Origin of the sequence: Xenorhabdus yunnanensis, assembly GCF_028598805.1 — a bacterium.
Taxonomy (GTDB): domain Bacteria; phylum Pseudomonadota; class Gammaproteobacteria; order Enterobacterales; family Enterobacteriaceae; genus Xenorhabdus; species Xenorhabdus yunnanensis.
In genome coordinates this window covers 1-280 of sequence record NZ_JAQRFI010000299.1, presented here as the reverse complement: position 1 = coordinate 280, position 280 = coordinate 1, and the positions used below count along the sequence as shown (strand labels likewise).

At 50.4% G+C, this 280-nt stretch carries 1 protein-coding gene; it reads right to left on the bottom strand.

Annotation, left to right across the window (positions count from 1 at the left end):
* Nucleotides 1–48 precede the first annotated feature (48 nt).
* A partial coding sequence (locus PSI23_RS22330; protein ID WP_273557084.1) for a hypothetical protein occupies nt 49–280 on the bottom strand: 232 nt, incomplete at its 5' end.

The window sequence follows — 280 nt, the reverse complement described above, 5'->3', positions numbered from 1 at the left end:
GCCACTGATTTTGCGCCGCCGCTTTCACCGAACGAATATCAATATGGCTTACCATTTCGGGAATCCCTCGCGGTGATGAATTTCAAACTGGGCGTGCTGTGCTGTGTCGTTCAGCGCTTCGGCGATCCTCGGTAAATACATCAATGCTTCACCGATACGGCGTAAATCTTCCCTTGCCTGACGATTGTCATAGTTTTCGTTGTCAACTGACCAGAAAGCCAGTTCCCCCATTGCTGACATTGCCGCCATCACGCTATTGAATGCCCCTTCGGAATGTTTG